The organism is Streptomyces sp. NPDC005648, assembly GCF_040605395.1.
GTDB lineage: Bacteria > Actinomycetota > Actinomycetes > Streptomycetales > Streptomycetaceae > Streptomyces.
The window spans coordinates 1-25261 of record NZ_JBEXCS010000101.1 but is presented as its reverse complement, the minus strand read 5'-3'; the positions used below and the strand labels follow the sequence as shown (position 1 = coordinate 25261).

General features: G+C 71.9%; 17 protein-coding genes. 3 read left to right on the top strand and 14 right to left on the bottom strand.

Annotated features, from left to right (window positions below):
- Positions 1 to 13: 13 nt before the first annotated feature.
- Both ABZT17_RS37775 and ABZT17_RS37770 read right to left on the bottom strand, forming a co-directional pair.
- Positions 14 to 3355, bottom strand: a complete 3342-nt coding sequence (locus tag ABZT17_RS37775; RefSeq protein WP_356356035.1) for an ATP-dependent DNA helicase — start codon at positions 3353 to 3355, stop codon at positions 14 to 16.
- Positions 3356 to 3612: 257 nt separating this feature from the next.
- Entirely contained in the window at positions 3613 to 3999 is a 387-nt protein-coding gene (locus tag ABZT17_RS37770) for an MGMT family protein (protein WP_356356033.1), read from the bottom strand.
- 187 nt (positions 4000 to 4186) lie between these two features.
- On the opposite strand from ABZT17_RS37770, the gene ABZT17_RS37765 reads away from it, so the two are divergent.
- From ABZT17_RS37765 to ABZT17_RS37755, 3 genes are all read left to right on the top strand, one after another.
- Positions 4187 to 6919, top strand: a complete 2733-nt coding sequence (locus ABZT17_RS37765; RefSeq protein ID WP_356356031.1) for a lysylphosphatidylglycerol synthase transmembrane domain-containing protein — start codon at positions 4187 to 4189, stop codon at positions 6917 to 6919.
- Positions 6920 to 7024: 105 nt separating this feature from the next.
- The gene (locus tag ABZT17_RS37760; protein WP_356356029.1) at positions 7025 to 8569 is read left to right on the top strand and encodes an alpha/beta hydrolase; all 1545 of its coding nucleotides are present in this window, start codon (positions 7025 to 7027) and stop codon (positions 8567 to 8569) included.
- A gap of 181 nt (positions 8570 to 8750) precedes the next feature.
- Positions 8751 to 10307 (top strand): alpha/beta hydrolase, encoded by a 1557-nt coding sequence (locus ABZT17_RS37755; protein WP_356356027.1) that lies wholly within the window; start codon positions 8751 to 8753, stop codon positions 10305 to 10307.
- Positions 10308 to 10384: 77 nt separating this feature from the next.
- On the opposite strand, the gene moeZ is transcribed toward ABZT17_RS37755, so the two are convergent.
- The 12 genes from moeZ to ABZT17_RS37695 form a co-directional block, all read right to left on the bottom strand.
- A complete protein-coding gene (gene moeZ / locus ABZT17_RS37750) occupies positions 10385 to 11563 on the bottom strand; it encodes an adenylyltransferase/sulfurtransferase MoeZ (protein WP_356356025.1) in 1179 nt (392 codons plus the stop codon).
- A 63-nt stretch (positions 11564 to 11626) separates the two neighbouring features.
- On the bottom strand, positions 11627 to 12376 hold the full coding sequence (locus tag ABZT17_RS37745) for a spherulation-specific family 4 protein (protein WP_356356023.1): 750 nt from the start codon (positions 12374 to 12376) through the stop codon (positions 11627 to 11629).
- Positions 12364 to 13356 carry an NAD-dependent epimerase/dehydratase gene (locus ABZT17_RS37740; protein WP_356356022.1) on the bottom strand — a complete coding sequence of 331 codons (993 nt, stop codon included), beginning with the start codon at positions 13354 to 13356 and terminating at the stop codon, positions 12364 to 12366. The genes ABZT17_RS37745 and ABZT17_RS37740 overlap by 13 nt, the downstream gene beginning before the upstream one ends.
- A gap of 205 nt (positions 13357 to 13561) precedes the next feature.
- Positions 13562 to 14818: a hypothetical protein gene (locus ABZT17_RS37735; RefSeq protein WP_356356020.1), complete on the bottom strand. Its 1257-nt coding sequence runs from the start codon at positions 14816 to 14818 to the stop codon at positions 13562 to 13564.
- A complete protein-coding gene (locus ABZT17_RS37730) occupies positions 14815 to 16503 on the bottom strand; it encodes a DUF3492 domain-containing protein (protein ID WP_356356019.1) in 1689 nt (562 codons plus the stop codon). The genes ABZT17_RS37735 and ABZT17_RS37730 overlap by 4 nt, the downstream gene beginning before the upstream one ends.
- Positions 16504 to 16693: 190 nt before the next feature.
- Positions 16694 to 18346: an ABC transporter ATP-binding protein gene (locus tag ABZT17_RS37725; RefSeq protein WP_356356017.1), complete on the bottom strand. Its 1653-nt coding sequence runs from the start codon at positions 18344 to 18346 to the stop codon at positions 16694 to 16696.
- Positions 18343 to 19341 (bottom strand): ABC transporter permease, encoded by a 999-nt coding sequence (locus tag ABZT17_RS37720; RefSeq protein ID WP_356356015.1) that lies wholly within the window; start codon positions 19339 to 19341, stop codon positions 18343 to 18345. The genes ABZT17_RS37725 and ABZT17_RS37720 overlap by 4 nt, the downstream gene beginning before the upstream one ends.
- Complete coding sequence (locus ABZT17_RS37715) at positions 19338 to 20435, bottom strand: ABC transporter permease (protein WP_356356013.1); 1098 nt, start codon at positions 20433 to 20435, stop codon at positions 19338 to 19340. Before ABZT17_RS37715 ends, ABZT17_RS37720 begins: the two co-directional genes overlap by 4 nt.
- A gap of 4 nt (positions 20436 to 20439) precedes the next feature.
- Positions 20440 to 22158 carry an ABC transporter substrate-binding protein gene (locus ABZT17_RS37710; protein ID WP_356356011.1) on the bottom strand — a complete coding sequence of 573 codons (1719 nt, stop codon included), beginning with the start codon at positions 22156 to 22158 and terminating at the stop codon, positions 20440 to 20442.
- Positions 22159 to 22307: 149 nt separating this feature from the next.
- Positions 22308 to 22400 (bottom strand): Ms4533A family Cys-rich leader peptide, encoded by a 93-nt coding sequence (locus ABZT17_RS37705; protein WP_356356010.1) that lies wholly within the window; start codon positions 22398 to 22400, stop codon positions 22308 to 22310.
- Between the two features lie 56 nt (positions 22401 to 22456).
- The gene (locus ABZT17_RS37700) at positions 22457 to 23803 is read right to left on the bottom strand and encodes a DUF3152 domain-containing protein (protein WP_356356008.1); all 1347 of its coding nucleotides are present in this window, start codon (positions 23801 to 23803) and stop codon (positions 22457 to 22459) included.
- A 353-nt stretch (positions 23804 to 24156) separates the two neighbouring features.
- On the bottom strand, positions 24157 to 25239 hold the full coding sequence (locus tag ABZT17_RS37695) for an alpha/beta hydrolase (protein WP_356356050.1): 1083 nt from the start codon (positions 25237 to 25239) through the stop codon (positions 24157 to 24159).
- Positions 25240 to 25261: the final 22 nt, after the last annotated feature.

Sequence of the window (25261 nt, the reverse complement as noted above, 5' to 3'; positions counted from 1 at the left end):
CACACCGGCGTGCTCAGTCCACCACGTGCCGTCCCTCGGGCCGCGCGCTGCACGAGGCCCGGAACGCGCAGTGCGTGCAGTGCTGTCCGGAGGTCGGGGTGAACCGCTCGTCGAGGACCTTGCCCGCGGCGGTGGCCAGCAGATCGCCCACCCACTCCCCCTCCAGCGGCTCCTGCGCCTGCACCTTGGGCAGCGTCTCGCCGCCGTCCCGCTTGGCGGCGCCCTGCCGCAGCTGGACCAGTTCCGCGCCGCCGGGCTCGGGGCGCACCCCGTCGAAGGCCTCGTCCACGGCGCCCTCGCGGACGGCCAGCTGATAGACGGCGAGCTGGGGATGGTGCTCGACCTCGCGCGCGGTGGGCGCCTGCTTGCCGGTCTTGAAGTCGACGACGTAGGCGCGGCCCTCGCTGTCGGCCTCCACCCGGTCCATCTGGCCGCGGATGCGGACCTCGTAGTCGCCCGCCTGAAGCGTCACGTCGAAGTCGTGCTCACTGGCCACCGGGGTGCGGCCGGTGCGGTCCATGACGTGCCACTTCAGGAAGCGTTCGAGCGCTACGCGCGCGTTCTCCTTCTCCTGCGCCGACTTCCAGGGCGCGTCGAAGGCGAGCGCGTTCCACACGGAGTCGAGGCGCTCCATGAGGACGGCGAGATCGGCGGGGGTGTGCCCGGAGGCGACCTCGTCCGCGAGGACGTGCACCACGTTGCCGAAGCCCTGGGCGACCGTCGCCGGCGCGTCGGCCTTCACCTCGCGGCCCAGGAACCACTGCAGGGCACAGGTGTTGGCGAGTTGGTCGAGGGCGCTTCCGGAAAGCACGACGGGCTGGTCGCGGTCGCGCAGCGGCACCTTGCTCTCGGTCGGCTCGAACGTGCCCCACCAGCGGTAGGGGTGGGCGGACGGGACCAGCGGACGGCCGTCCTCGTCGGCCAGGGCGGCCAGCCGGGCCAGGCGGTGGGCGGCCGCCTCCCTGAGGGTGTCGGAGACGCGCGGGTCGACCGTGGTGGCCCGCAGTTCGGCCACCAGGGCGGCGACCGACAGCGGGCGGCGCGGGCGGCCCGTGACGTCCTTGGGTTCGACGCCGAGTTCGGCGAGGAACCTGGAGGGCTGATCGCCGTCGTCCGCGGGGGCCTTCACCGCGGTGACGACGAGACGTTCACGCGCGCGCGTGGCGGCCACGTAGAACAGGCGGCGCTCCTCCGCCAGCAGCGCGCCCGGGGTGAGCGGTTCGGCGAGCCCGTCGCGGCCGATGCGGTCGGCCTCCAGGAGGGAGCCGCGCCGGCGCAGGTCGGGCCACAGGCCCTCCTGCACGCCGGCGACGACCACCAGCCGCCACTCCAGGCCCTTGGAGCGGTGCGCGGTCATCAGACGGACGGCGTCGGGGCGCACGGCCCGGCGGGTGAGGGTGTCGGCGGCGATGTCCTCGGCCTCGATCTCCTCCAGGAAGTTGAGGGCGCCCCGGCCGCCGGTGCGCTCCTCCGCGCGCGCGGCGGTCGCGAACAGCGCGCACACGGCGTCCAGATCACGGTCGGCGTTGCGCCCGGCCGCGCCCCCACGCCGCGCGGAGCGCTCCAGGCGTGCGGGCCATGGTGTGCCTTCCCACAGGTCCCACAGCGCCTCCTCGGCCGTACCGCCGCCCGCGAGACGCTCACGGGCCCTGCGCAGCAGCGCGCCGAGCCGTTGGGCGCCCCGCGCATACGTGGGGTCGTGCGCGACCAGGCGCTCCGGCTCGGCCAGCGCCCGCGCGAGCAGCACGTCCGACGGCGGCGGCAAGGGGTTGCCCGCGGCCCGCTCCTCGTCACGCAGGGCCCGGCCGAGGCGGCGCAGGTCCGCCGCGTCCATGCCGGCGAGGGGGGAGGCGAGCAGGGTGAGAGCGGTCTCGGTATCGAGCCAGCAGGGCGTCCCCTCCGAGGAGGCGTCCTCTGGGGAGGCGTCCTCTGGGAAGGGCTGCGCTGCACCTCCCGGGGCGGCCTCCGCCTCCGCCACCGCCCGCAGCGCCGTGAGCAAGGGTGCCACCGCCGGTTCGTGGCGCAGAGGCAGATCGTCGCCGTCGATGTCCAGCGGGACGCCCGCGGCCGTCAGCGCGCGGCGGACCGTGGGGATCGTGCGGGACCCGGCGCGCACCAGGACGGCCATCTCGCCCCAGGGCACGCCGTCCTCGAGATGCGCTCGGCGCAGGATGTCGGCGATGTTGTCGAGTTCCGTACCGGCCGTCGGATAGGTGTACACCTCCACCCGGCCGCCTTCGCGCTCCGGGGCGAGCTCACGGTGCGCGCGGACCTTCTCCGCCGGGAGCCGGGTCAGCGGCATGCGCTGGGTGATCAGGCGGGTCGCGGTGAGCAGGGCGGCGCCGGAGCGACGGGAGGTGCGCAGGACCTCGACGGGTGCCGGACGGCCGTCCGCGCGCGGGAACGCGTACGGGAACTCCAGGATGCCGTTCACGTCCGCGCCCCGGAACGCGTAGATCGACTGGTCGGGGTCGCCGAAGGCGACCAGGGTGCGTCCGCCGCCGGCCAGAGCGTGCAGCAGTCGCGTCTGGGCCGCGTCCGTGTCCTGGTACTCGTCGACGAGTACGGCGTCGTACTGCGCGGCAAGCCGCTCGGCGACCTCGGGGCGGCGGGCCAGGAGGACCGCGCGGTGGACCAGTTCGGCGTAGTCGAGCACGCCCTGAAGGTCGAGGACGTCGAGGTACTCGGCGAGGAAGGCGGACGCGGCGCGCCAGTCGGGGCGGCCGATACGACGGGCGAAGGCGTCCAGGGCGCCGGGGTCCAGACCGAGTTCACGGCTGCGTGCGAGGACCGCTCGGACCTCGTCGGCGAAGCCCCGGGTGGTCAGGCAGGCGCGCAGCTCATCGGGCCAGCGCACATGCGCCAGGCCGAGCCGCTCCAGGTCGGGCTGGCCCGCGAGCAGTTCACGGACGGTCACGTCCTGTTCGGGGCCGGACAGCAGGCGCAGCGGCTCGGCGAAGCGGTCGCTGTCGTGGTGGGCGCGGACCAGGGCGTAGCAGAACGAGTGGAAGGTGGTCGCCCGGGGCGCGCGAGCGGCTCCCATGCGCAGCGCCATGCGGTCGCGCAGTTCGACGGCCGCCTTGCGGCTGAACGTCAGCACGAGCACGCGCGCGGGGTCGCCGCCCCGGGCGATTCGTGCCGCCGCGGACTCGACGAGCGTGGTGGTCTTGCCGGTGCCCGGACCTGCGAGAACGAGCAGGGGACCGGCCCTGTGGTCAACCACGCGGCGCTGTGCGGCGTCCAGACGAGGGGGATCCGGAAGTGCCGGCGGGGTACGCACCAGTCGGTAAGCGCCACGGGCCCCCTGTCGCACCTGGGGGTGCGACAGGCGCCGGGTGGAGGAAGAGGAGCTCACGTGGTTCGCCGGTCCTGGTGGGTGTGCTGGTTGTCGGACCACCGTGCGTGCAGGGCGGTGATCGGGGGGTGAGGGGGACGTGCGCAGCCGACGCTACGCCGACGACGAGTGCGGAAGCAGAGCTTCCTCTTGTTCCCTCGCGGCACTGGCGACACGCGCGCCCCTCGACCCTCGAACGTACGGCATGCCACGGATGTGCCCCTGTTCCCCCGTACGGATCAGGTGTCACACACGGGGTTGCCGAATGGCGGAAGCTGTCAGGTGTGACCCTCCGCGCGTTCACCGCCGTCCCATCGGGCCCGCTTCATGTCGAGGCGGGGCAGGTGGCCCTCCGCGGCCCTGCTCGCTTCTTTCAGGGGCGTGCTCTCGGCGCGGTAGTGACCGAGCGCCTCGAGCTCGTGTCCGGGCAGCAGGACGCCGTCCGAGCGCACCACACGCCACCAGGGCACGGCCCCTCCGTACAGGGACATGGCCCGGCCGACCTGCCGGGGGCCGCCCTCCTCCAGCCACTCGGCCACGTCCCCGTACGTCATGACACGCCCGGGCGGAATCAGTTCGGCGACTTCGAGGACGCGCTCGGCGTACTCCGGCAGCGCGCCGGGGTGCTCCGGCCGGTCGTCGTACGGAAGGCTCTCCTGGCTCATCCGGCCCATCCTGCCGCACCCCTCCGACAGTGTGACGGGCTCGCCACCGTGCGTATCCCTCGCCCCGGGACGGCGCTTCCGGCAGACTGTGCGCCCCCGCGTCCGCACCCTGATGCCCCTGTGTGTCGGTGGGGCATGCCACCATCATGCGGGCGGTGACCCGTTGATACGAGATCAAGAAGAGACGATGAAGCAGCAGGGTGTGCACCCAGAGGACGCCGAGAGCACCTCTGACGCTTCGTCGCGCCCGGACCCCGGCACCGACGGCGAGGAAGCGGCCGCGAAGGACGTGACCAGGGACGACGCCGACTGCCCCGACGAGGTGCACAGCGAAGCGGTCGAGGGCGACGAACCACTGCTCCCCGCGCGCGTGCACCGGCCCTCCGACCTGATGCGGCTGCTGGCGGGTGTGCTGGCGATCGTCGTGCTGCTCGCGATCGCCGCGTTCGCGCACGGCACCACCTCGGGCCTCGAACAGGACATCAACAAGGGCACCACTCAGGCGCCCGACCTGCTCATCAAGATCGCCGGACTGGCCTCCAGCATCGCGATCCTGCTCGTGCCGGTCGCCTTCGCGATCGAACGGCTGATCAAACGCGACGGGCTGCGCATCGCGGACGGTGTGCTCGCGGCGGTACTCGCGCACGGTGTGACGCTCGCCACGGACCTCTGGGTCGCCAAGGCCGCCCCCGGCTCCATCCAGGAGGCGCTCACCCAGCCCTCCCCCGGCGACATCCACGCCCTGACCGACCCGGTGCACGGCTATCTCGCGCCGGTCATCGCGTACATGACGGCCGTCGGCATGTCGCGGCGACCACGCTGGCGTGCGGTGCTGTGGACCGTCCTGCTGCTCGACGCGTTCTCCATGCTCGTCTCCGGCTACACGACACCGTTCTCGATCATCCTGACGATCCTCATGGGCTGGACCGTGGCCTACGGGACGCTGTACGCGGTCGGCTCGCCCAACGTGCGTCCCACCGGGCGGACCCTGATGGCGGGCCTCAGGCACGTCGGCTTCCGTCCCGTGAGCGCCGCCCGCGAGGAGGCCACGGACAATCCGGAGACCGGCGACCGCGGCCGGCGCTACTTCGTCACCCTCGAGGACGGCCCGCCCCTGGATGTGACGGTCGTCGACCGGGAACAGCAGGCCCAGGGCTTCTTCTACCGCGCGTACCGCAATCTGACGCTGCGCGGCTTCGCCACCCGCAGCAGCCTCCAGTCTCTGCGCCAGGCCCTGGAGCAGGAGGCCCTCCTCGCCTACGCGGCCATCGCGGCCGGCGCCAACGCCCCCAAGCTGATCGCGACCTCCGAACTCGGCCCCGACGCCGTGATGCTCGTCTACGAGCACACCGGCGGGCGCACGCTCGACTCCCTGGCGGACGACGAGATCACCGACGCCCTGCTGCACGACACCTGGCACCAGGTGCGGGCGCTGCAGTCCCGGCGCATCGCGCACCGCAGGCTGGTGGGTGACGCGATTCTGGTGGATCGTTCCGGCACGGTCATCCTCACCGACCTGCGCGTCGGCGAGATCGCGGCCGGTGAGCTGCTGCTGCGCATGGACGTCTCCCAGCTGCTGGTGACGCTCGGCCTGCGGGTGGGTGCCGAGCGCGCGGTCGCCTCCGCGGTGGCCGTGCTCGGCCCGGACGCGGTGGCGGACTGTCTGCCGATGCTGCAGCCGATCGCCCTCAGCCGCACCTCCCGCGCGACCCTGCGCAGGCTGGCCAGGGAACGCGCCCAGCGCGAGCGGGACGCGGTCCTGGAGGCCTCGCGGCAGGCCAAGCAGGCGCGCCTGGAGGCCGCCGACGACGACACCAGACCCGGACTGGAGAAGCCCGACAAGAAGTCCGTACGGGCGGAGCAGCGGGCCGAGAAGCGGGCGATCGACGAGGCCATCGACGAGGCGCGCGAAGAGGATCTGCTCACACAGATCCGGCACCAGGTGCTCCTGATCCGACCGCAGGCACCGGTCGAGCCGGCCCGTCTCGAGCGGGTGCGGCCCAAGACGCTGATCAGCTTCATCGCGGGTGCCATCGGCGCGTACTTCCTGCTGACGCAGCTCACCCACATCGAGTTCGGGCCGCTGATCGAGAACGCGCAGTGGGGCTGGGTGGCGGCGGCGGTCGTGTTCTCGGCGGGCAGCTACGTCGCGGCGGCGATGGCGCTGATGGGGTTCGTGCCGGAGCGGGTGCCGTTCCCGCGGGCCGTGGCGGCGCAGGTCGCCGGCTCCTTCGTCAAGATCGTCGCTCCGGCCGCGGTGGGCGGTGTCGCGCTCAACACGCGCTTCCTGCAACGCGCGGGCGTGCGCCCGGGGCTCGCGGTCGCGAGCGTGGGCGCCTCCCAGCTGTTCGGGCTCGGGTGCCACATCCTGATGCTGCTGTCGTTCGGCTATCTGACCGGCACCGAGAAGACCCCCTCGCTGTCGCCGTCCCGGACGGTCATCGCGGGTCTGCTGACGGTGGCGGTGCTCGTCCTCGTGGTCACCTCCGTGCCGTTCCTGCGGAAGTTCGTCGTCACGCGCGTGCGCTCGCTCTTCGCCGGCGTCGTGCCGCGCATGCTGGACGTGCTGCAGCGGCCGCAGAAGCTGGTCACCGGCATCGGCGGCATGCTGCTGCTGACGGCCTGCTTCGTGATGTGCCTGGACGCCTCGATCCGCGCCTTCGGCCAGCACGGGACCTCGCTCAGCATCGCCAGCGTCGCCGTGGTGTTCCTCGCCGGAAACGCGCTCGGCTCCGCGGCTCCGACCCCGGGCGGCGTGGGCGCCGTCGAGGCGACCCTGACGGTGGGTCTGATCGCCGTGGGCCTGCCCAAGGAGGTCGCGGCCCCGGCGGTGCTGCTGTTCCGTCTGCTGACCCTGTGGCTGCCGGTGCTGCCGGGCTGGCTCGCCTTCAACCACCTCTCGCGCAAGGGCGCGCTCTAGTACGAGGGCGTGTACGACGTCATGTCGTACGAGGGCGGTACGCGCGCGTACCTCGTACGGCCCGTGTCCCGAGCGCCCCGTCCCGCGCGCCCGCAGGATGGGGGCATGCCGAAGCCTCGCCGCGCGCGTGCCGCTGCCCTGACCGCCACCGCCGTACTTCTGCCCTCTCTGCTGGCGGGGTGCGGCGGTGGCTCCAAGGACGGGGACCTGTCGGCCCAGAAGCTGGACTGGAAGGACTGTCCGGCTCCCTCCGCGGCGGAGGGCGGCGGTGACGCCCCGTCGCCTCTGCCGAACGGCGGCACCTGGCAGTGCGCCACCATGAGGGCGCCCCTGGACTGGAGCAGGCCCGAGGGCGACACGATCGGCATCGCGCTGATCCGGGCGAAGGCGAGCGGCGCCAGGAGCGGACGCATCGGCTCGCTCGTCTTCAACTTCGGCGGGCCCGGCGGCTCGGGCGTCTCCACGCTGCCCTCCTTCGGCGAGGACTACGCGAAACTGCGCACCCGCTACGACCTGGTCAGCTTCGACCCGCGCGGCGTCGGCCGCAGCGCCCCCGTGAAGTGCGAGAACGACCAGGAACTCGACTCCTACTTCCAGCAGGACGCCACCCCCGACGACACCGCCGAGCAGACGAAGCTCCTGGACAACACCAAGACGTTCAACGGGGCCTGCGAGAAGAACTCCAAGAGGATGCTGCCGCAGGTGCGCACCACGGACGCGGCCCGTGACATGGACCTGATGCGACAGGTTCTGGGCGACCGCAAGCTGTACTACTTCGGCATCTCGTACGGCACCGAACTAGGCGGTGTCTACGCCCACTTGTTCCCCAAGCACGTGGGGCGCGCGGTCTTCGACGCGGTCGTCGACCCCACGCAGGACCCCGAGCAGGGCTCGCTCGGACAGGCCAAGGGCTTTCAGCTCGCGCTGGACAACTTCGCCGAGGACTGCGCCTCGAAGGGCGAGGAGTGCAAGATCGGCGACAGCGCGCAGGACGTGAAGGACCGTATCGCCAAACTGCTGGAGGACCTCGACCGGAAGCCGATCCCCGGCATCTTCCCGCGTGAGCTGACCCAGACCGCCGCGACCAACGGCATCGCCCAGGCCCTGTACTCCAAGGACTTCTGGGAGTACCTGACCGAGGGCCTGCAAGAGGCGTACGCCGGCGACGGAAAGATCCTCATGGCGCTCTCCGACGCGATGAACGGACGCAGCGAGAACGGCGAGTACAGCAACATCACCGCGGCGAACATCTCCATCAACTGCGCGGACGAGAAGGCCCGCTACACCGCCGACTACGTACGGCGCAAGCTGCCCGAGTTCCGGGCCGCCTCGCCGCTGTTCGGTGACTTCCTCGCCTGGGGCATGGTCAGCTGCACCGACTGGGCCGTGGCGGGCGCCGCCGACCATCCCGAGGTGAGCGCGTCCGGCTCGGCGCCGATCCTCGTCGTGGGCAACACCGGCGACCCGGCCACGCCGTACGAGGGCGCGGGCAGGATGGTGGACGCGCTGGGCAAGGGCGTCGGCGTGGAGCTGACGTACAAGGGGCAGGGGCACGGTGCCTACGACAGCAAGGACAAGTGCGTCCAGAGCGCGGTGAACGGCTATCTGCTGGACGGGAAGGTGCCGACGGCCGGAACCGTCTGCTCCTAGTACGGAATTCCCTGCTCCTGGCACGGAACCGTCCGCTCCTGGCGGCAGGCCCCCATTCCGGATAAAACCGCAGGCCAGAAGGTTATCCACAGGCTGCCGCAGGGGGCTCGCGATCTGCCTACTATGGCCTGACCGCCGTTCGCCGCTCGGTGCGGACGGCTTGTGGAGCGGGGGGACGGACATGGCACGTTTCGTACGGTGGGCAGCGCTGGGGAGCGCCGCCGCACTGCTGGTGGCCGGCTGTGGCGGCGGCTCGTCGTCCGGCGGCGGCAAGGGGGACGCGGAGACCGGCTCGGCCGCCCCGCCGTCGACCGGTTCCTCGGGCACGGCCGCCGCGCTGCCCTCCTCACTGACCGCGCAGAAGCTCGCCTGGGGCCGCTGCAAGGCCACCGCGGACTCCCCCGCGCCGGGCGGCGACTGGCGGTGCACGACGCTCAAGGTGCCGCTGGACTGGTCGATGCCGGACGGCGAGACGATCGGCCTGGCACTGATCCGCTCGCAGGCGACCGGCGGCGACCGGATCGGCTCCCTCCTGTTCAACTTCGGCGGCCCCGGCGGCTCGGGCGTCGACTACATGCCGTCGTACGCGGCCACCGTGTCGAAGCTGCACGAGCGCTACGACCTGGTGAGCTGGGACCCGCGCGGCGTGGCGTCCAGCGAGGGCGTGCGCTGCCGCGGCGACAAGGCGATCCAGGCCGCCGAGGACATCGACGCCACCCCGGACACCCCCGCCGAGGAGAAGGCGTACTTCCAGGACGCCGTCGACTTCGGCAAGGGCTGCCAGAAGGCCGCCGGGAAGCTGCTGGCCCATGTGTCGACGACCGACACCGCGCGCGACATGGACCTGATGCGCCAGGTGCTGGGCGACACGAAGACGCACTACTTCGGCATCTCGTACGGCACCGAACTCGGCGGTGTCTACGCCCACTTGTTCCCCACGCACGTGGGGCGGCTGATCCTCGACGCGGTCGTCGACCCGACCGCCGACTCGGTGGGCCACGCGGAGAACCAGAGCCGGGGCTTCCAGCGCGCGCTGGACGACTACCTGAAGTCGACCGGCCAGGACCCGAAGCAGGGCACCCAGAAGATCGCGAACCTGGTGAAGCGGCTCGACGCGAACCCCCTGCCGACGTCGTCCGGCCGGAAGCTCACCCAGACCCTGGCACTGACCGGCATCGTGCTGCCGCTCTACAGCAAGTCGGGCTGGCCGACCCTGACCAGCGCGCTGGACGTGGCCGAGCAGGGTGACGGCTCGGAGCTGCTGCGGCTGGCCGACGGCTACAACGAACGCGACGACTCGGGGCACTACGGCACGACGACCCACTCGCAACGGGTCATATCGTGCCTGGACGACAAGCAGCGGCCGACCGCCGAGGAGACGAAGAAGCTGCTGCCGACCTTCGAGAAGATCTCGCCCGTGTTCGGCGACTTCCTCGGCTGGGACACGGCCGGCTGGTGCCACGACTGGCCGGTGGCCGGGCAGTACGAGACTCCCGAGGTGAGCGCGCCCGGCGCCGCACCGATCCTGGTGGTCGGCAACACCGGCGACCCGGCGACGCCGTACGAGGGTGCCCGGAAGATGGCCGACGAGCTCGGCAAGGGCGTCGGTGTGGAGCTCACCTGGAGGGGCGAGGGCCATGGTGCGTACGGGAACGGGAGCGACTGCGTCGACTCGACGGTGAACGCCTATCTGCTGGACGGGACGGTGCCGAAGGACGGGAAGGTCTGCGCCTCCTGACCGCGGCGGTCGTCGCCCGGGCAGCGGAAAGGGGCCCGGCACCCGTGGTGCCGAGCCCCTTCCGGAAAGGCTGCCGCCTAGTAGACCGGCTTGCTCGGCTCGATCTGGTTGACCCAGCCGATCACACCGCCGCCGACGTGCACGGCGTCGGAGAAGCCCGCGGACTTCAGGACCGCGAGGACCTCCGCACTGCGGACACCCGTCTTGCAGTGCAGGACGATCTTCTTGTCCTGCGGGAGGGTCTCCAGGGCGGTGCCCATGAGGAACTCGTTCTTCGGGATCAGCTTGGCGCCCGGGATGCTGACGATCTCGTACTCGTTGATCTCGCGGACGTCGATGATCTCGATGTTCTCGCCGTCGTCGATCCACTCCTTGAGCTGCTTGGGAGTGATCGTCGAGCCGGCGGCGGCCTGCTGGGCCTCCTCGGAGACGACGCCGCAGAAGGCCTCGTAGTCGATGAGCTCGGTGACGGTCGGGTTCTCGCCGCAGACCGCGCAGTTCGGGTCCTTGCGGACCTTGACCTGGCGGTACTGCATCTCCAGGGCGTCGTAGATCATCAGACGGCCGACGAGGGGCTCACCGGTGCCGGTCAGGACCTTGATGGCCTCGGTGACCTGGATGGAGCCGATGGACGCGCACAGCACGCCGAGGACGCCGCCCTCGGCGCAGGAGGGGACCATGCCCGGCGGCGGGGGCTCCGGGTAGAGGCACCGGTAGCAGGGGCCGTGCTCGGACCAGAAGACGGAGGCCTGGCCGTCGAAGCGGTAGATCGAGCCCCACACGTACGGCTTGTTCAGCAGCACGCAGGCGTCGTTGACCAGGTAACGGGTTGCGAAGTTGTCGGTGCCGTCGACGATCAGGTCGTACTGGCTGAAGATGTCCATCACGTTCTCGGCCTCGAGCCGCTCTTCGTGAAGGATCACATTCACGTACGGGTTGATGCCGAGGACGGAGTCGCGGGCGGACTCGGCCTTGGAGCGACCGATGTCGGCCTGGCTGTGGATGATCTGGCGCTGCAGGTTCGACTCGTCGACCTCGTCGAACTCCACGATGCCGAGGGTGCCGACGCCCGCCGCGGCCAGGTACATCAGCGCCGGCGAGCCCAGGCCGCCGGCGCCCACACAGAGCACCTTGGCGTTCTTCAGCCGCTTCTGCCCGTCCATCCCGACGTCCGGGATGATCAGGTGGCGGGAGTACCTGCGGACCTCGTCTACGGTGAGCTCAGAGGCTGGCTCAACCAGGGGTGGCAGCGACACGGGGACTCCGTTGATCGGTCAATCACTACAGTTGTTCTCCCTGTAACACTGCCACGGCCTTCTTCATTCCGAGACACCCGTATCGATCCGCGAGACGATGTCGTCCCAGTAGCCGGGCATCGTCTCCCATGGGTCGCTGCGACCGCCGTGGTTCGTGCGGTCGGTGAAGTAGATGGTCGACGCGCCCTGCCAGCGGGCGATACGAAGCGCTTCGTCGAGGTGGGGGCGGGGCACGCCGTGGACGAAGTGGCAGAACCGGTCGGGCGGGTAGTCGGCGGTCCACTCGGCCACCTGCGACCAGCGGTAGTCGCTCCAGGAGCCGGAGAAGGTGACCAGCTGGTCGGCGCTCTCGGCGTAGCCGGGATACGGGTGGGTGCCATGGCCGAGGACGATGTGCGCGCCGTCGCGGATCGCCCGCAGCGTGGTCACGGTGCGGCGGATCGCCGGGAGCGAGCCGCGTTCGGTCGGGCAGCGGTCCAGGAGGAACCCGTCGACCTGGTACCACTCGATGTAACGGTGCGCGTCGGAGATCATCTCGGCGAAGGTGTGGGCGCCGTGGCCGGCGTCGAGATGGCCGAGGACCCGGACCCCCGCGTTGCGCAGGCGGCCGGCGGCTTGCAGGCAGTGCGGGTCGGGGCGGCTGCCGGGACCGTCGGCGACATTGAGGACGACCCAGTGCAAGGGGGTTCCGGGGCGGGTGAGTTCGCCCCACTCGGTGGGGGCGACCAGGGGGTGGGCGTAGCCGGGGATGCCGAAGCCCGTGCGGAATTCGGTGCCGGGGGCGGTTGTCTGTGTGCTGGTCAGATGCGGCATGCCGCCTCCATCCAGATGTCGGCCAACGATTCTTCGAGGTTGATCCGGGGGCGCCAGCCGAGGCGGTCCCGGGCGGTACGCACGTCCGCCTGCTGCCAGCTGCCGCAGCCGTCGGGGTACGGGTACGCGACGGGGGCCGCGTGGTCGGGGTCGGGGCGCGGGTGGCCGATCGCGGCACGGAGCGGGTTGTGCGGCCCGTGCGCGCCGAGGGGGCCCGGGCCCGGCGGGCCGTCGAGTTCGTGGAGGGAGCCGCCGTACCCCGCGACACGGGCGAGGATGGCGGCGGCGTCCCGGAGACGGATGGAGCGGCCGGAACCGATGTTGATGACGCCCTGGGCGGCGGAGAGGCTGGCGGCGTGCACGGCGCGGGCGACGTCGCGTACGTCGACGAAGTCGCGCTGGGCGCCAAGGCCGGCGAGTTTGAGCTCGCCGTCGCCGGACTGCATGGCCCGGCGCATGGCCTCCGCGAGGCGGCCGAGGGGCGAGCCGGCGGGGGTGCCGGGGCCCGCCGGGGAGAACACCCGCAGGACGACGGCGTCCAGGCCGGAGCCGAGGACCAGTTCGGTCGCGGCGAGTTTGCTCACGCCGTACGGGCCACCGGGGCGGGGGACGGCGTCCTCCGCGGTGGAGGAGCCGGGCTGGCTGGGGCCGTACTCGGCGCCGCAGCCGATCTGGACGAGACGGGCGCCGCAGCCGCTGCGGCGGAGGGCCTCGCAGACGGTGGCCACGGCGACGGTGTTGTGGCGGGTGAGTTCGCGGGCACCGCCTCGGGTGGCGCCCGCGCAGTTGATGACGACACCGGGGTGGACCGCGTCGAGGAAACGGGTCAGGGCGCCGGGGCTGCCGGAGGCGAGGTCGAAGCGGACGTCGGCGTCGTCGCCTCGGCCCAGCGCGGTGAGCTGGACGGCGGGGTCGGCCAGGAGGCGGTCTGCCACGAAGCGGCCGAGGTAGCCGTTGGCTCCGATCAGTAGAACTCTCATCGGGGGGCTCCTGGGGTGGGGTTGGGGTTGGTGGTGGGAGAGGGGGCGGTGGGGGAGGGAGTGGTGGTGGGAGAGGGGGTCATCTGTTCCTGCCTGCGGCGCGATGTGCGGGTTCCATGGGGTGTGCGTCGCGTCTGCGGTGCGTGGTGGGTCGGAGCGGGCGCGGCGAGCGCCGCCGGCAGCCCGCCGTCGCTGGTGTGATGCCTCAGCACCGCTGCTCCTTCGGGGCGTGGGCCGAGGCGCGGGCGAGGGTGCGGGTGGCATGCCAGAGCAGGGGTACGGCGACGGCCGCGCAGGCCAGTGCCGGGACCGCGGGTGGGCCTGCCGCGTCGACCAGGGTCCGCACCGGGGTGGCCAGGAAGCCGCAGCCGGGGAGGCGGCTTGCGAAGGTCGTGGCCAGGGCCGCGGCCTCGGTTGCGGCTGCCGCGGTGAGGGCGATCGCGGGGGCGTGTCTGGAGCCGTGGGTGGTGAGGAGGCGGGACAGGAGGAGCAGGGCGCCCAGGGGGATGGCCTCGGCGTAGGGGGCCGGCTCGGCGAGGACTGTGGTGGAGAGGGTCACCAGGGCTGTGAGAGCGCAGAGGTACAGGGCGAAAGCGCCCAGGAGGAGGGGGCGTACGGCGGCTGCGAAGTCCTCGAGGCCTCGGCTGGTGGGCAGTCTGCGGCGGGCGCGGGTGGTGAGGAGGTGAGCGCTCCAGGCTGCCGGGGCGCAGGACCACGCGAGGGCCGGCAGGAGGGCCGTGGTGAGGAGCCAGGAGGGGTGGGGGGCGGGGGGTGAGGTCGTGAGTGCGGTGAGTACGGGTGGGCCTTCCGGGCCGCCGGTCAAGGCGGTGGCGAGGAGGCCGTCGCCCAGGAGGGCGTAGGCGAGGAGCCAGTACGTGCAGAGGTGGGGGGCGAGGGGGGCCGGGGTGCGGGTGGTGGCTCTGGACAGGGGGCCACGGGACAGCGCGGCCGGGGTGGACAGCGCCACAGCCAGGGCTCCCGCGGCTGCCACGGCCAGGCGGGGTTGCCCCTGGGTGAGGTGGAGGCCGGTCACCGTAGCTGTGCACAGGGCGCCTGGGAGGAGGGTGAGAAGGATCCAGTCGGCGCGTACTCGGGGGGCGGGTGTGGCGGTGGGGGCTTGGGGCTCGTCGGTGTGGGTGGCTCGGGCGTGCATCTCCTCCGCCAGGGAGAAGACGTCGCGGTGGCGGAAGCGTGCCGCCGTCCGGTCGGTGATGCCGTGCGCCTCCAGGCCGGCCGCGATCTCCAGGGGGTCCACGGCTCGTTCGCAGAGGTCGCGGTGACGGTGCATCAGGGCCTTCACGGGGTCCGCGGCGGCGCGACGGGGTGTGGTGGGGCGGGAGGCGACGGGTTCGGTGGTCGCCGTTCCCCCGGGGTCCTGCGTGAGCCACTCCCGCGAGCGCTCGTCCCAGGCGCCGGCGCCTCCTGGTGTGCCCGGGTGGTCCAGTTCTCCCAGCTCGCTCATCGGGCTGCCTCCGGGAAGGAGGTGGTCGCCCGGACCGGGGCGCCGGACGCCCAGCCGGGCCCGCCGCGAGCCACGACGCGGGCCGTCGGCCCGGCCCAGCGGCCGGGGACGTGGGCCTCGGCGGGGACGGCGAAGGGAAGGGGCTCGCCGGTGCCGTCGACGACCACTCGGCGCACCGGTGTGCGGGAGACGATCTCCAGGTAAATGCCGTGAAATGCCGCGGTGTTCTGCTCGACGGTGAACAGTTCGAGTGCGCGGGCGCGCGCGGCGGCTCCCAGGCGTGCGCGGCGCTCGGGGGCGCGTAGCAGTGCGACGCACGCCTCCGCGAGCGCCCTAGGGTTGCGCGGGGGGACCACCAGGCCGGTGCCGCCGATGACCTCCACGACGGCGCCGACGTCCGTGGAGACGGTCGCGCGGCCGCAGAACATGGCCTCCACCAGGCTGTTGGGGAAGCCCTCGACCACGCTGGACAGGACGGTGATCGCCCCGGAGGCGTAGGCGTCGGCGAGGGCCGGCGACTCCGGGCCGCCGATCTCCTCGAAGGAGACGGGGTTGTCGCCGACCGAGTGCGGGCCCTCGGCCTCGTCTGGGAAGAGTTGTGCGGCGAGGGCCCGGCAGTGGCCGAGGTAGGCCTCGCCCTCGGGGCCGGACGGGGTGCCGATGATCCGCAGTCTGGTCTTCGGTTCCTCCTTGCGGATCTCCGCCAAGGCGTGCAGCAGGGACACCAGGTCCTTGGTGGGTTCGATACGGCCCACCCAGGCGAGCGTGTCCGGGGCCGCGCAGTCCGTGGACTCGCCGACCTCGGCGAAGTGGGACGCGTCGATGCCGGGGTGGATCGTGCGGAGCTTCGCGCGGTCGGCCCCGCAGCGCTCCTGCCAGCGGCGGGCGTGCGCGTTGCCGGAGGTGACGAGTGCGGCCCGGCCGTAGATCTCCGCCGCGAGCCGGCCGTGGAAGACGGCGAGGAGGGAGCGCACGGCGGGTGGGGCCTCCGTCGCGGCCAGGTAGTGCGAGCGCAGACGCACGCCGTACTCGGTCACGAGTATCGGCACGCCGAAGAAGTGGTGCGCGAGAAGGGCGGGGAGGGCCGCCGGGCCGCCGGATGTGGCGTGGCAGACGTCCACCGCGCCCAGGCCCTCGTCCTGGTACCAGTCGAGCGAGAGGGGGCGCAGGGCGCGTTCCAGGTGTGCGGCGACCGCGAGGAGGTCCGGTACGCGCGCCTCGCGCGCCGCCTGTAGTGCGCCCGGCGCACGACAGGCGCGCTCCAGGGTGCGCACGGCGCCCTCGGAGCGGAGTGCGCCCACCAGCCCGCCCTCGTCGCGGGCCAGTTCGGCGAGGCCGTACAGCGCGTTGGCGAAACGGTCCGCCTCGGCGGTGGACGCTCCCTCTGGAGCGGGGGACGCGCACAGGCCGGTCGCGAGATCGCCGAAGGACTCGGCGAAGCGGCGGCGGGCCCGGCGCCCGTACACCACGCCGTCCTCGTCGGCCGTCCACAGCGGCGCGGTGCGTACCCGGCCGACCTGCCGGGGCAGCGGGAGCCAGCCCTCGTCCTCCTGGCGTTCGCTGCGGCTGAGCGCGTAGACGTCGAACTCGTGCTGCCCGAGCCCGCGCACGAGCCGGTCGCACCAGAGCCTGGCGTCACCGCTCACATACGGATAGCCACCCTCCGTAAGCAGTCCGATGCGCACGTACGCACCCCCGATCTCCCGTTTGGGGAGCCGTCGTTGACCCGGCGGCTCGCAGCGGGAAGAACGTATGCGGACAAGGCGGTGGCGCGACGGACGGTTGTCCATCGCGCCACCAAAAGGGGTGAACGCTCGTAACTTTCCCGTGCGGGTCGCGTTCGATCGCGCTAAGAGATCAAGCAGTCACGTTGCGTCAGGCCGCGGCCAGCTCCCGCCGGGCCGCCCTGCGCCGGGCCGCCACCTCGGGGTCGAGTGCCGGTACGGCGGCCAGAAGCTGCTTGGTGTACGGGTCCTGGGGGTTGTCGTACACCTCGTCGGCGGGGCCCGACTCGACGATCCGGCCCCGGCGCATCACCGCGACGCGGTCACTGACCTGGCGGACCACGGCGAGGTCGTGGGCGACGAAGACGAGCGCCAGGCCGAGTTCGCGCTGGAGTTCGCCGAGCAGGGCGACGACCTGCGCCTGGGTGGTCACGTCCAGGGCGGAGACCGGCTCGTCGCAGACGATCACGCGCGGGTCGGCCGCCAGCGCGCGTGCGATGCCCACGCGCTGGCGCTGACCGCCACTGAACTCGTGCGGGTAGCGGTCGTAGTGCGCCCCTTCGAGCCCCACGCGCTCCAGGAGTTCACTCACGCGCCCCCTGATCCTCCCTTCGTCCCGCTCGCCACGCGCGCGCAGCGGGTCCGCTATCGACTCGCCCACGCTGCGGCGGGGATTGAGGGAGGAGACGGGGTCCTGGAAGACCATCTGGACGGCCGGATTCACGCCCACGCGCGCGTGCCCGTCGTAGCGGACCTCTCCGGTGGTGGGCTCCAGCAGGCCGACCAGCATCCGCCCGAGCGTCGTCTTGCCGCTCCCGCTCTCACCGACGACACCGAGGGTCTCGCCCCGCCGGATGGTCAGCGACACGTCGTCGACGGCCGTGAACGCCTTCTTGCCACGGCCGAATTCACGCCCGAGGCCGGTCGCCTCCAGGACGACGTCGGGTGCCTCCGGGACGACATCGGGTGCCTCCAGGACGGCCTCCTGGACGCCGCCGGTCGGCGAGGGGGCCTTCGGAGCCGTTCGCGGGGCGTCGACGCGCGGCACCGCCGCGAGCAACGCGCGCGTGTACTCCTCGGCCGGCGATCCCAGTACGTCCGCCACCGGCCCGTGTTCGACCACCCGCCCGTGCCGCATCACCAGCACCTCGTCGACGCTCTCGGCGGCCACTCCCACGTCGTGGGTGACGAGGAGCAGACCCATGCCGGTCTCCTCGCGCAGCGTGTGCAGCAGGTCGAGGATCTGGGCCTGGACGGTGACGTCCAGCGCGGTCGTCGGCTCGTCGGCGATCAGCAGGTCGGGCTCGCAGGCGAGCGCCATGGCGATGAGCGCGCGCTGGCGCATACCGCCGCTGAACTCGTGCGGGCGGGAACGGGACCGGCGTGCGGCGTCCGCGATGCCGACCCGGTCCAGGACCTCCACCGCACGCGCGCGTGCGGCGCGTCGTGACACGCGTGTGTGCACGCGGTACACCTCGGCGATCTGGTCGCCGATCGCGTAGTACGGGTCGAGCGAGGAGAGCGGGTCCTGGAAGACCATCGCCGCCTTCGCGCCGCGCAGCCGCCGCAGTTCGTCGTCGGAGGCTTCGTGCACGGCGGTGCCGGCGACCTGGATCGAGCCGCCGACGCGCGCGCCCGTGCCGTTGTGGAGGCCGAGCAGGGCCGAGGCGACCGTGGACTTGCCGGAGCCGGACTCGCCGACCAGGGCCAGCGCGGCCCCCTGCTCCAGAGCGAAAGAGAGGCCGTCGACCGCCTTGAGGTCACCGAACTCGACGGTCAGATCCGTGACTTGGACGAGACTCACGTCAGTACCACCCGTCGGTCGGCCACCGCGTACAGCACGTCCGCGACGGCGTTGGCGAGGACCACGAAGAAACCGATGACCAGGACCATGCCGACGACCACCGGAAGGTCGACCACATTGACCGCGTGGACGAGTTCCTGGCCGATGCCGGGCAGGCCGAAGAGGGTCTCGGTGAGGACCGCGCCGCCGATCGCCGAGCCGACGTTGTTGGCGTTCAGCGCGATGACGGGCGCCAGGGCTCCGCGCAGGGCGTGCCGTACGACGATCGTCCGCTCGGTGACGCCGTAGGCGCGGAAGGTGCGGATGTGGTCCTCGGCCAGCGTCTCCAGCATCGACGCCCTGGTCATCCTGGCGAACGCGGCGGCCTCGATGAGGGCGAGCGAGAGCCAGGGCAGCAGCAGGTTCCACGCCCACTGCTCGGGGTCGTCGGTGAGGCTCACGTACTGCGGGAAGGGCAGCAGCTGGAGTTCGCCGCAGACGACGATCATCAGGACCAGGCCGATGACGAAGACCGGGGTGGCCCATCCCGCGAGGGTGAGGCCGGTCAGCAGGCGCTCGGTGAACCGGCCGCGCCGCCAGGCGGAGAGCACCCCGGTGCCGACGCCGAGGACCAGCCACAGCACCATGGCGCCGAGGACGAGCGAGAGGCTCACCGGGAGCTTCGTCAGGATGATGTCCAGGACCTGCTGGTCGCTCTGGTAGGAGAGGCCCAGGCAGGGAGCCGAGCAGTGCGCCACCGACGTGCCGGTGGAGTAGTCCTGACCGGCGATCAGGCCCACCAGGAAGTGCCAGTAGCGCACGTACAGCGGGTCGTCGAGCTTGAGCTGCTCGGCGACCTGGCGCACCTGTTCCGGGGAACAGCGCGGGCCGCAGGTGATCTGGGCGACGTTGCCGGGGGTGGCGTAGAAGACGACGTAGACGAGCACCGAGATCGCCAGCAGGGTGATCACGGCGCCGATGACGCGTCGCAGGAGGAGACCTCCGAAGCCGCTCATGCGGTGCCCTCCTTGCCCGCCTCGGTGTCCTGCCCGGGCGTCCTGGTGTCCTGCCCGGCCGCCCTGGCGCCCTTCCCGGCGGTCTTGGGGTCCTGTCCGGCCGCCTTGGCCTCGCGCTTGCGGCCCGTGCCCGCGCTCAGGCGGGAGGCCGCGCGCGGGTCGAGGGCGGTGCGGACGCCGTCGCCGAGGACGGTCAGGGCGAGGACGGTGACGAACAGGGCGCCGGCGGGCAGCAGCAGGTACTGCGGGGCCGCCTGGTACCAGACGTCGGCGGCGGTGAGCATCTGCCCCCAGGACGGCGTCGGGGGCTTCACACCGACGCCCAAGAACGACAGGGCCGCCTCGATGCTGATGTTGACCGGCACGAGGATCGCCGCGTACGTGATGACCGGCGCGGCGAGCCCGGGCAGGAGTTCCCTGCGGGCGATGCGCCAGGTGCCCCAGCCGCTGAGCCGGGCGGCCGAGACGTAGTCGAGGCCCTTCAGGGTGAGCGTCTGGGCGCGTACGACCTTCGAGATGTTGCCCCACGCGATGAACCCGATGACCAGGGTGACCAGTACGGGTCGGGGGAAGCTCGCCGGGACGATCGCCAGCAGCGCCAATGACATGATCATCAGAGGCAGCGCGACGAAGATGTCCGTGAGCCGGCTCAACAGTTGATCAACCCATCCGGTGCCGAGCGCGGCGGCGACGCCGATGACGACCCCGAGGAAGACCTGGATGACGGTGGCCGCCAGCGCGACCCCCAGTGAGACCCGCGCCCCGTACACCAGCCGCGCGAACAGATCGCGTCCGGTCTGCGGCTCCACACCCAGCCAGTGGTCCCCGCTGATGCCTCCGAACGAGCCGATCGGCACACCCCCGCGCGCGGAGTCGATGAGCGAGGGGTGGTAGGTGGTCGGGTCCTGGCCCTCGATCGCCGTGAGCAGCGGGGCCGCGACGGCGACCAGGACCAGCAGCGCGACGACTCCCGCCGCGACGAGGGCGGCGCGCTGCGTCCGCAGCCGCCGCCAGAACTGACGAGCCCCCGAGGCCCCCGGGACGGGCTCGGTGCCCGTCCCGACGGCCTCGGTGGCGACAAGTGCCTCGCTCACGGCGCTACTTCACCGCGACCTGCGAGATGTCCAGCACACCGGTCCAGTCGCTGATCACGACGTTCTTGATGTCCTTGCCGACCAGTCGCTTGTAGACGGGGTGGAACAGCGGCACGGTCAGTGCCTGCTCGCCGATCTTCTTGTCCAGCGCACCCCACCGCTTGGCGGCGGCGTCCAGATCGGTCAACTTGTTGATCGCGTCAATCTCGGCATTGACCGACTTGTCATTGAGCAGGCCCGTGTTGAAGTTCGCGCCGTCCTTGACGATCTGCCGGCCGTCGAAGATCGGGGCGAGGAAGGGACCGCCGGAGGGCCAGTCGGCACCCCAGTGGGCCAGGAAGAAGCCCGGCTCGGTCTTCACGCTGTGGATGGTGTCGGAGTAGTCGTTCTCCTCCAGGCCCTGCAGCTTGACCGTGACGCCGGCCTTCTTGAGCGCGTCCTGGATCGCGGTCGCGATCTCCGGGCTGGTCTCGAAGTCCTTGGCGTTGGAGTGGGTCAGCGTGACGGTGAGCCCGTTCGGGTAACCGGCCTCCTTCAGCAGCTCCTTGGCCTTCGCCGGGTTGCCGGTCCGGCCCGCCGGGAAGAGGTCGTAGGGCTCGTAGCCGAAGGACTTCTGGTTGGGCAGGTAGGTCGTCGCGGCCTCGGCGAGCGCGGAGCCGCCGGCCGCGTTGATCACCGACGAGCGGTCGACGGCGTAGGAGATCGCCTGGCGCACCTTGATGTTGTTGAACGGCTTGACCGTCGGGTTGAACGCTATGTAGTTGGTGTAGCCGAAGTGGCCGGTGCCGACGCGGGAAGCGAGTTCCTTGTCGCTGGTCACCTTGGCGAGCTCGGCCGGGCCGAGGTTGGTGTCGGTCGTCACGGCGGTCGCGTCCGCCCCCTGGGACGCCGACAGCCGCTGGTTGATCACGGACGAGTCGAGGCCCGACTTCACGTCGACCCTGTCCGGGTACGCCTTGCGCTCGGCGTCGGTCGCGGCCGACCAGTACGTGTTGCGCTCCAGGACGATGTGCTCGCCGTTGTTCTCGTTCTTGACGACCTTGTACGGGCCGGACGAGATCGGGTGCTCGGCGTACTTCGTGCCCGTGTCCTTGGCCTGGGGGACGGGCGTGAACTGCGTCTGGGTGGCGAGGTACGGGAACTCGCCCTCGGGCTTGTTCAGATGGAAGACGATGGTCCGGGCGTCCGGCGTCTCGATCGCCGTCAGCCCCTTCTTGTCCTTGTACGGCCCCTGGTAGTCCGCCGCCCCGACCAGCCAGTCCCGCAGGTAGGGCGCGCCGCCGGACAGTTCGGGCGCGAAGGAGCGCTCGATGCCGTACTTGATGTCGGCGGACGTGATCGCCGTGCCGTCCTCGTACTTGAGGCCCTTCTTCAGGGTGTACGTCCACACGGTCGCGTCCTTGTTGGGACGCCCGGTGTCGGTGGCGAGGTCGGGGACGACCTTGGCACCGGCCGCGCCGTTCTCGCGGTTACGGGTGGTGAGCGTGCGGAAGACCAGGGACGGAACGTTTCCGCCTCCGGAGGTGTAGAGACGGGCCGGGTCGAAGTTCTCCTGGGGGTTGGAGTTCAGCACCGTCAGGGTGCCGCCCTTGTGCGGCGTGGAGTCGCCACTCGAGCCCTTGGCATCGTTGTCCTTCGGCCCGCAGGCGGCGGCGCCGGCTGCCAGAACCAGGCCTACGGATGCCGCGGCCACGCGGCGCGCTCTGATGGACGGGTGACGCATCGGAATGACGACCTCTCGAATACTGAGACAGATGGACGAGGAGTGAGACGGAAGTGAACAGACGTCCGCCCTGGCGTCAGGTCGTCGAAAACCGTGACCGAGTCACGGAAGAGGGGGAAGATCGCGACACGAACGCCTGAGGGCGGGTGTCAGCGACAGTCGATGTCGGCCACGCAGAGCGCGGTCACGCCGATGAGCGCCAACTCGAAGGCGGCGCGGTCGAAGGCGTGGGGGGTCGACATGCCCAGAAATATGTATGAACTTTCTGGGCATGTCAATGTGACCTGTGCGGCGCCCGTCAACTCCCGGGGTAGGGCCAGGGGTTGGGCAGACAGTGGATTCCGTCGTGGTCGAGGAACTTGGTCTGCTGCTGCATCACGGGCGCGAGCTGGCCGTTCTTGGTACAGCTGACATGGCTGTAGCCGAGCCGGTGGCCGACTTCATGGTTGATCAACATCTGACGGTACGCATGGATCCGATCACCGTATGTCTTCGACCCCTGCGCCCATCTGTATGCGTTGATCATGACTCGCTGTGTGGACGCCGAGTCGCACGACACGTTGTCCTCGGTGGTGTCGAGTCCGGACTTGGCGCACCATGCGGCCGTGGTTCCGGGGCTGGCGAGGGTGATCACGAAGTCGGGTTTGCCGGAGGAGACGCGCTCGAAGGTGCGGGCGCCGTCGTGGGCCCAACTCCGGCTGTCGTTGAGCGTCTTCTGCACGGCCTCGGCGAAGAGCCTGCCGTCCAGCCCGAGCCCCCGCTCGACATCCACCCGGTAGGTGTACTTCTGGCCCTTCCCCGGCGCCTTGTCGGTCCCGGGGACCGCGTCGAACTTCCCGGAGCCCTTGAGAGTGGCGCTGAGGGGGTACTTCTCGCCCATCGCCTGGTCGTACGTCAGCGGCGCGAGGCTCGGCGACGAGGAGGGTGCCGACAGCGTGGCCGCACCCCGTACGTCCCGCGCCTGTCCGGTGGCCGACTGCGTTCCCACGGCGTTGTCGTCGCGGCCGTGCGTGACCTGGCCGGCGACGACGACGGCCAGCACGGTGGTGACGGCGGCCGCCGCGATCCCCGTGAACGTCCGCCCCTTCGCCCCCCTGGCCTGCGCGGGCACGCCGGTCGGAGGCGCGCCGTCCTCGTCGCCGCCGGCCTCGGAGGTGACACCGACGTCGCTGTCCGGGTCCCGGTCGGTGGTGGAGGTGTACGGCTCCGAGGCGTGCGCGGAGACGCCGTACCCGGAGACACGACGGGGCCTGGGGGAACGCGGCGCGAAGACGTCGTCGTCCGCCTCGAAGGCGTCCAGGTAGTCCTGCCGCGGCCCACCCGGGGGCGCCTGCCGCTGCCGCGGAATGCTGACCCCGGCCCCGGCCCCGGCACCGCCGCCCGCGCGACCACCCGACTCCCTCAACTCCCCCCATCCGCCACCGTCTTCACGCTGCTGAGGATGACCACCGCGGACCTGGGGGGTGCCATGAGCGGGGGTCCCGTCGCCCATCCTCGGCACCCCACGAGCGGGGGTCCCATCGGAAAACCGCGGCACCCCACGAGCGGGCGTACCGTCCGCGAAACGCGGCACCCCACGAGCAGGCGTGCCATCCGGCAAGCGCGGCACCCCGTGCGCCGGCGCGCCATCCGCGAAACGCGGCACCCCACGAGCAGGCGTAGCGTCCGGCCGGGGCGGCGCGCCGTACCCCCGCGGGCCTCCCGCCTGTGGTCCCTGTTGCCCGTACGGCGGCCCCGGCGCCCCGCTCCCGCGAGCACCCGTGCCGCCCGCCTGCGGGGCCCACGAGCCGCTCTGAGGGCCCTGTGGGCGCTGTGCGCCACCGGGCGAGCGCTGCGCCCCTGGCGAGGCCTGCGCACCCGGCGACGGCGGTGAGGCCTGGGGCCCCGGCGCACGGCCCTTGCGCGCGCCCTTGGCACCGGCCTTGGCCTCTATGTCCCCTGTGTCGTCCTTCGCGGCCGCGGAGCCCCCGCGGCGGCTGTGGCGTCCCACGTCGCCCCTCAGCTCCCCGCGCTCTCGGCAACGGTTCCGTCCGCGTCGGCGACGCGCTTTTGACGGTCGGCGCCCTCCGCACCCTCGGTGGCACCCACGCCCCCGGTGGCATCCGCACCCTCGGCAGCCGACTCACCGCCTCGACCGTCCGAATCGGCCGCAGCCTCGGCAGTCGCCGTACCGCTCCGGCCGCCCACGACAGCCGCGGCATCGGCAGCCGCAGCGCGACTCCGGCCGCCCACGACCGCCCCACCATCGGCAGCCGCCCCACGACGCCGAGCGCCCATGACAGCCCCCGCCACCGCCCCGTCCGGCGACTCCCCCGACTCGCCGAGGAGTTCCACGAACGCCCGGGCCACCGTCTCCGGGTACTCCATCATCGCCACGTGTCCCGCGTCCGGCAGGGTCAGCAGGCGGGAGTCCCGGAATGAGCGGGCCGCCTTGCGGGCCATGCGGTAGCCGACGAGCTGGTCGCGGCCGCCGTAGACGAGGAGGGTGGGGGCGAGGACGCGCTCGGCCTGGCGCCACAGGTTCTGCTGGCCGCCCAGCGTGTACGCGTTGACGATCCCGCGCGCGGAACGCGTCATCGCGTCCCAGAAGTACGGCAGCTGGAGCCGTCGCTCCATCTCCTCGACCGCATGGCGGAACCCTTCCGGCGTGACCCGCCCGGGGTCGCCGTAGCAGAGCGCCGTGACCCCGCCGACGCGCTGCTCAGCCGTCCAGCCCCTGGTGTACCGGGCGAAGAGGCCGGTCACTCCGGGCACCGCCATCAGTGCCGTGGGCACGGCGGAACGCTGGACGAGGATCTCCGGGAGCGCCGGGGACACCAGGGTCAGCGTCCGGACCAGGTCCGGGCGGAGTGCCGCCACGCGCGTGGACACCGCGCCGCCCAGCGAGTTGCCGAACAGGTGCACAGGACCGCGCCCGGCCGCGTCCAGATGACGGATCACCGCACGCGCGTGCCCGGTGACCGAGTAGTCGCCGTCGTCCGGCGGCGGGGAGTCACCGAAACCCGGGAGGTCGACGGCCTCTACACCCTGGTCCACTCCGACGACCGCTCCGGGCGCGGCCGCAGCGGGCTCGGACTGCACGTCGTCGACGCCTGGACCGGCC

Excerpts from the sequence above, each read along its gene's own strand:
- ABZT17_RS37720 (WP_356356015.1), bottom strand. The coding sequence starts at position 19,341 with ATGAGCGGCTTCGGAGGTCTCCTCCTGCGACGCGTCATCGGCGCCGTG.
- ABZT17_RS37710 (WP_356356011.1), bottom strand. The coding sequence starts at position 22,158 with ATGCGTCACCCGTCCATCAGAGCGCGCCGCGTGGCCGCGGCATCCGTA.
- ABZT17_RS37760 (WP_356356029.1), top strand. The coding sequence starts at position 7,025 with ATGCCGAAGCCTCGCCGCGCGCGTGCCGCTGCCCTGACCGCCACCGCC.
- ABZT17_RS37705 (WP_356356010.1), bottom strand. The coding sequence starts at position 22,400 with ATGTCGACCCCCCACGCCTTCGACCGCGCCGCCTTCGAGTTGGCGCTC.
- ABZT17_RS37765 (WP_356356031.1), top strand. The coding sequence starts at position 4,187 with ATGAAGCAGCAGGGTGTGCACCCAGAGGACGCCGAGAGCACCTCTGAC.
- ABZT17_RS37745 (WP_356356023.1), bottom strand. The coding sequence starts at position 12,376 with ATGCCGCATCTGACCAGCACACAGACAACCGCCCCCGGCACCGAATTC.
- ABZT17_RS37740 (WP_356356022.1), bottom strand. The coding sequence starts at position 13,356 with ATGAGAGTTCTACTGATCGGAGCCAACGGCTACCTCGGCCGCTTCGTG.
- ABZT17_RS37735 (WP_356356020.1), bottom strand. The coding sequence starts at position 14,818 with ATGAGCGAGCTGGGAGAACTGGACCACCCGGGCACACCAGGAGGCGCC.
- ABZT17_RS37770 (WP_356356033.1), bottom strand. The coding sequence starts at position 3,999 with ATGAGCCAGGAGAGCCTTCCGTACGACGACCGGCCGGAGCACCCCGGC.
- ABZT17_RS37755 (WP_356356027.1), top strand. The coding sequence starts at position 8,751 with ATGGCACGTTTCGTACGGTGGGCAGCGCTGGGGAGCGCCGCCGCACTG.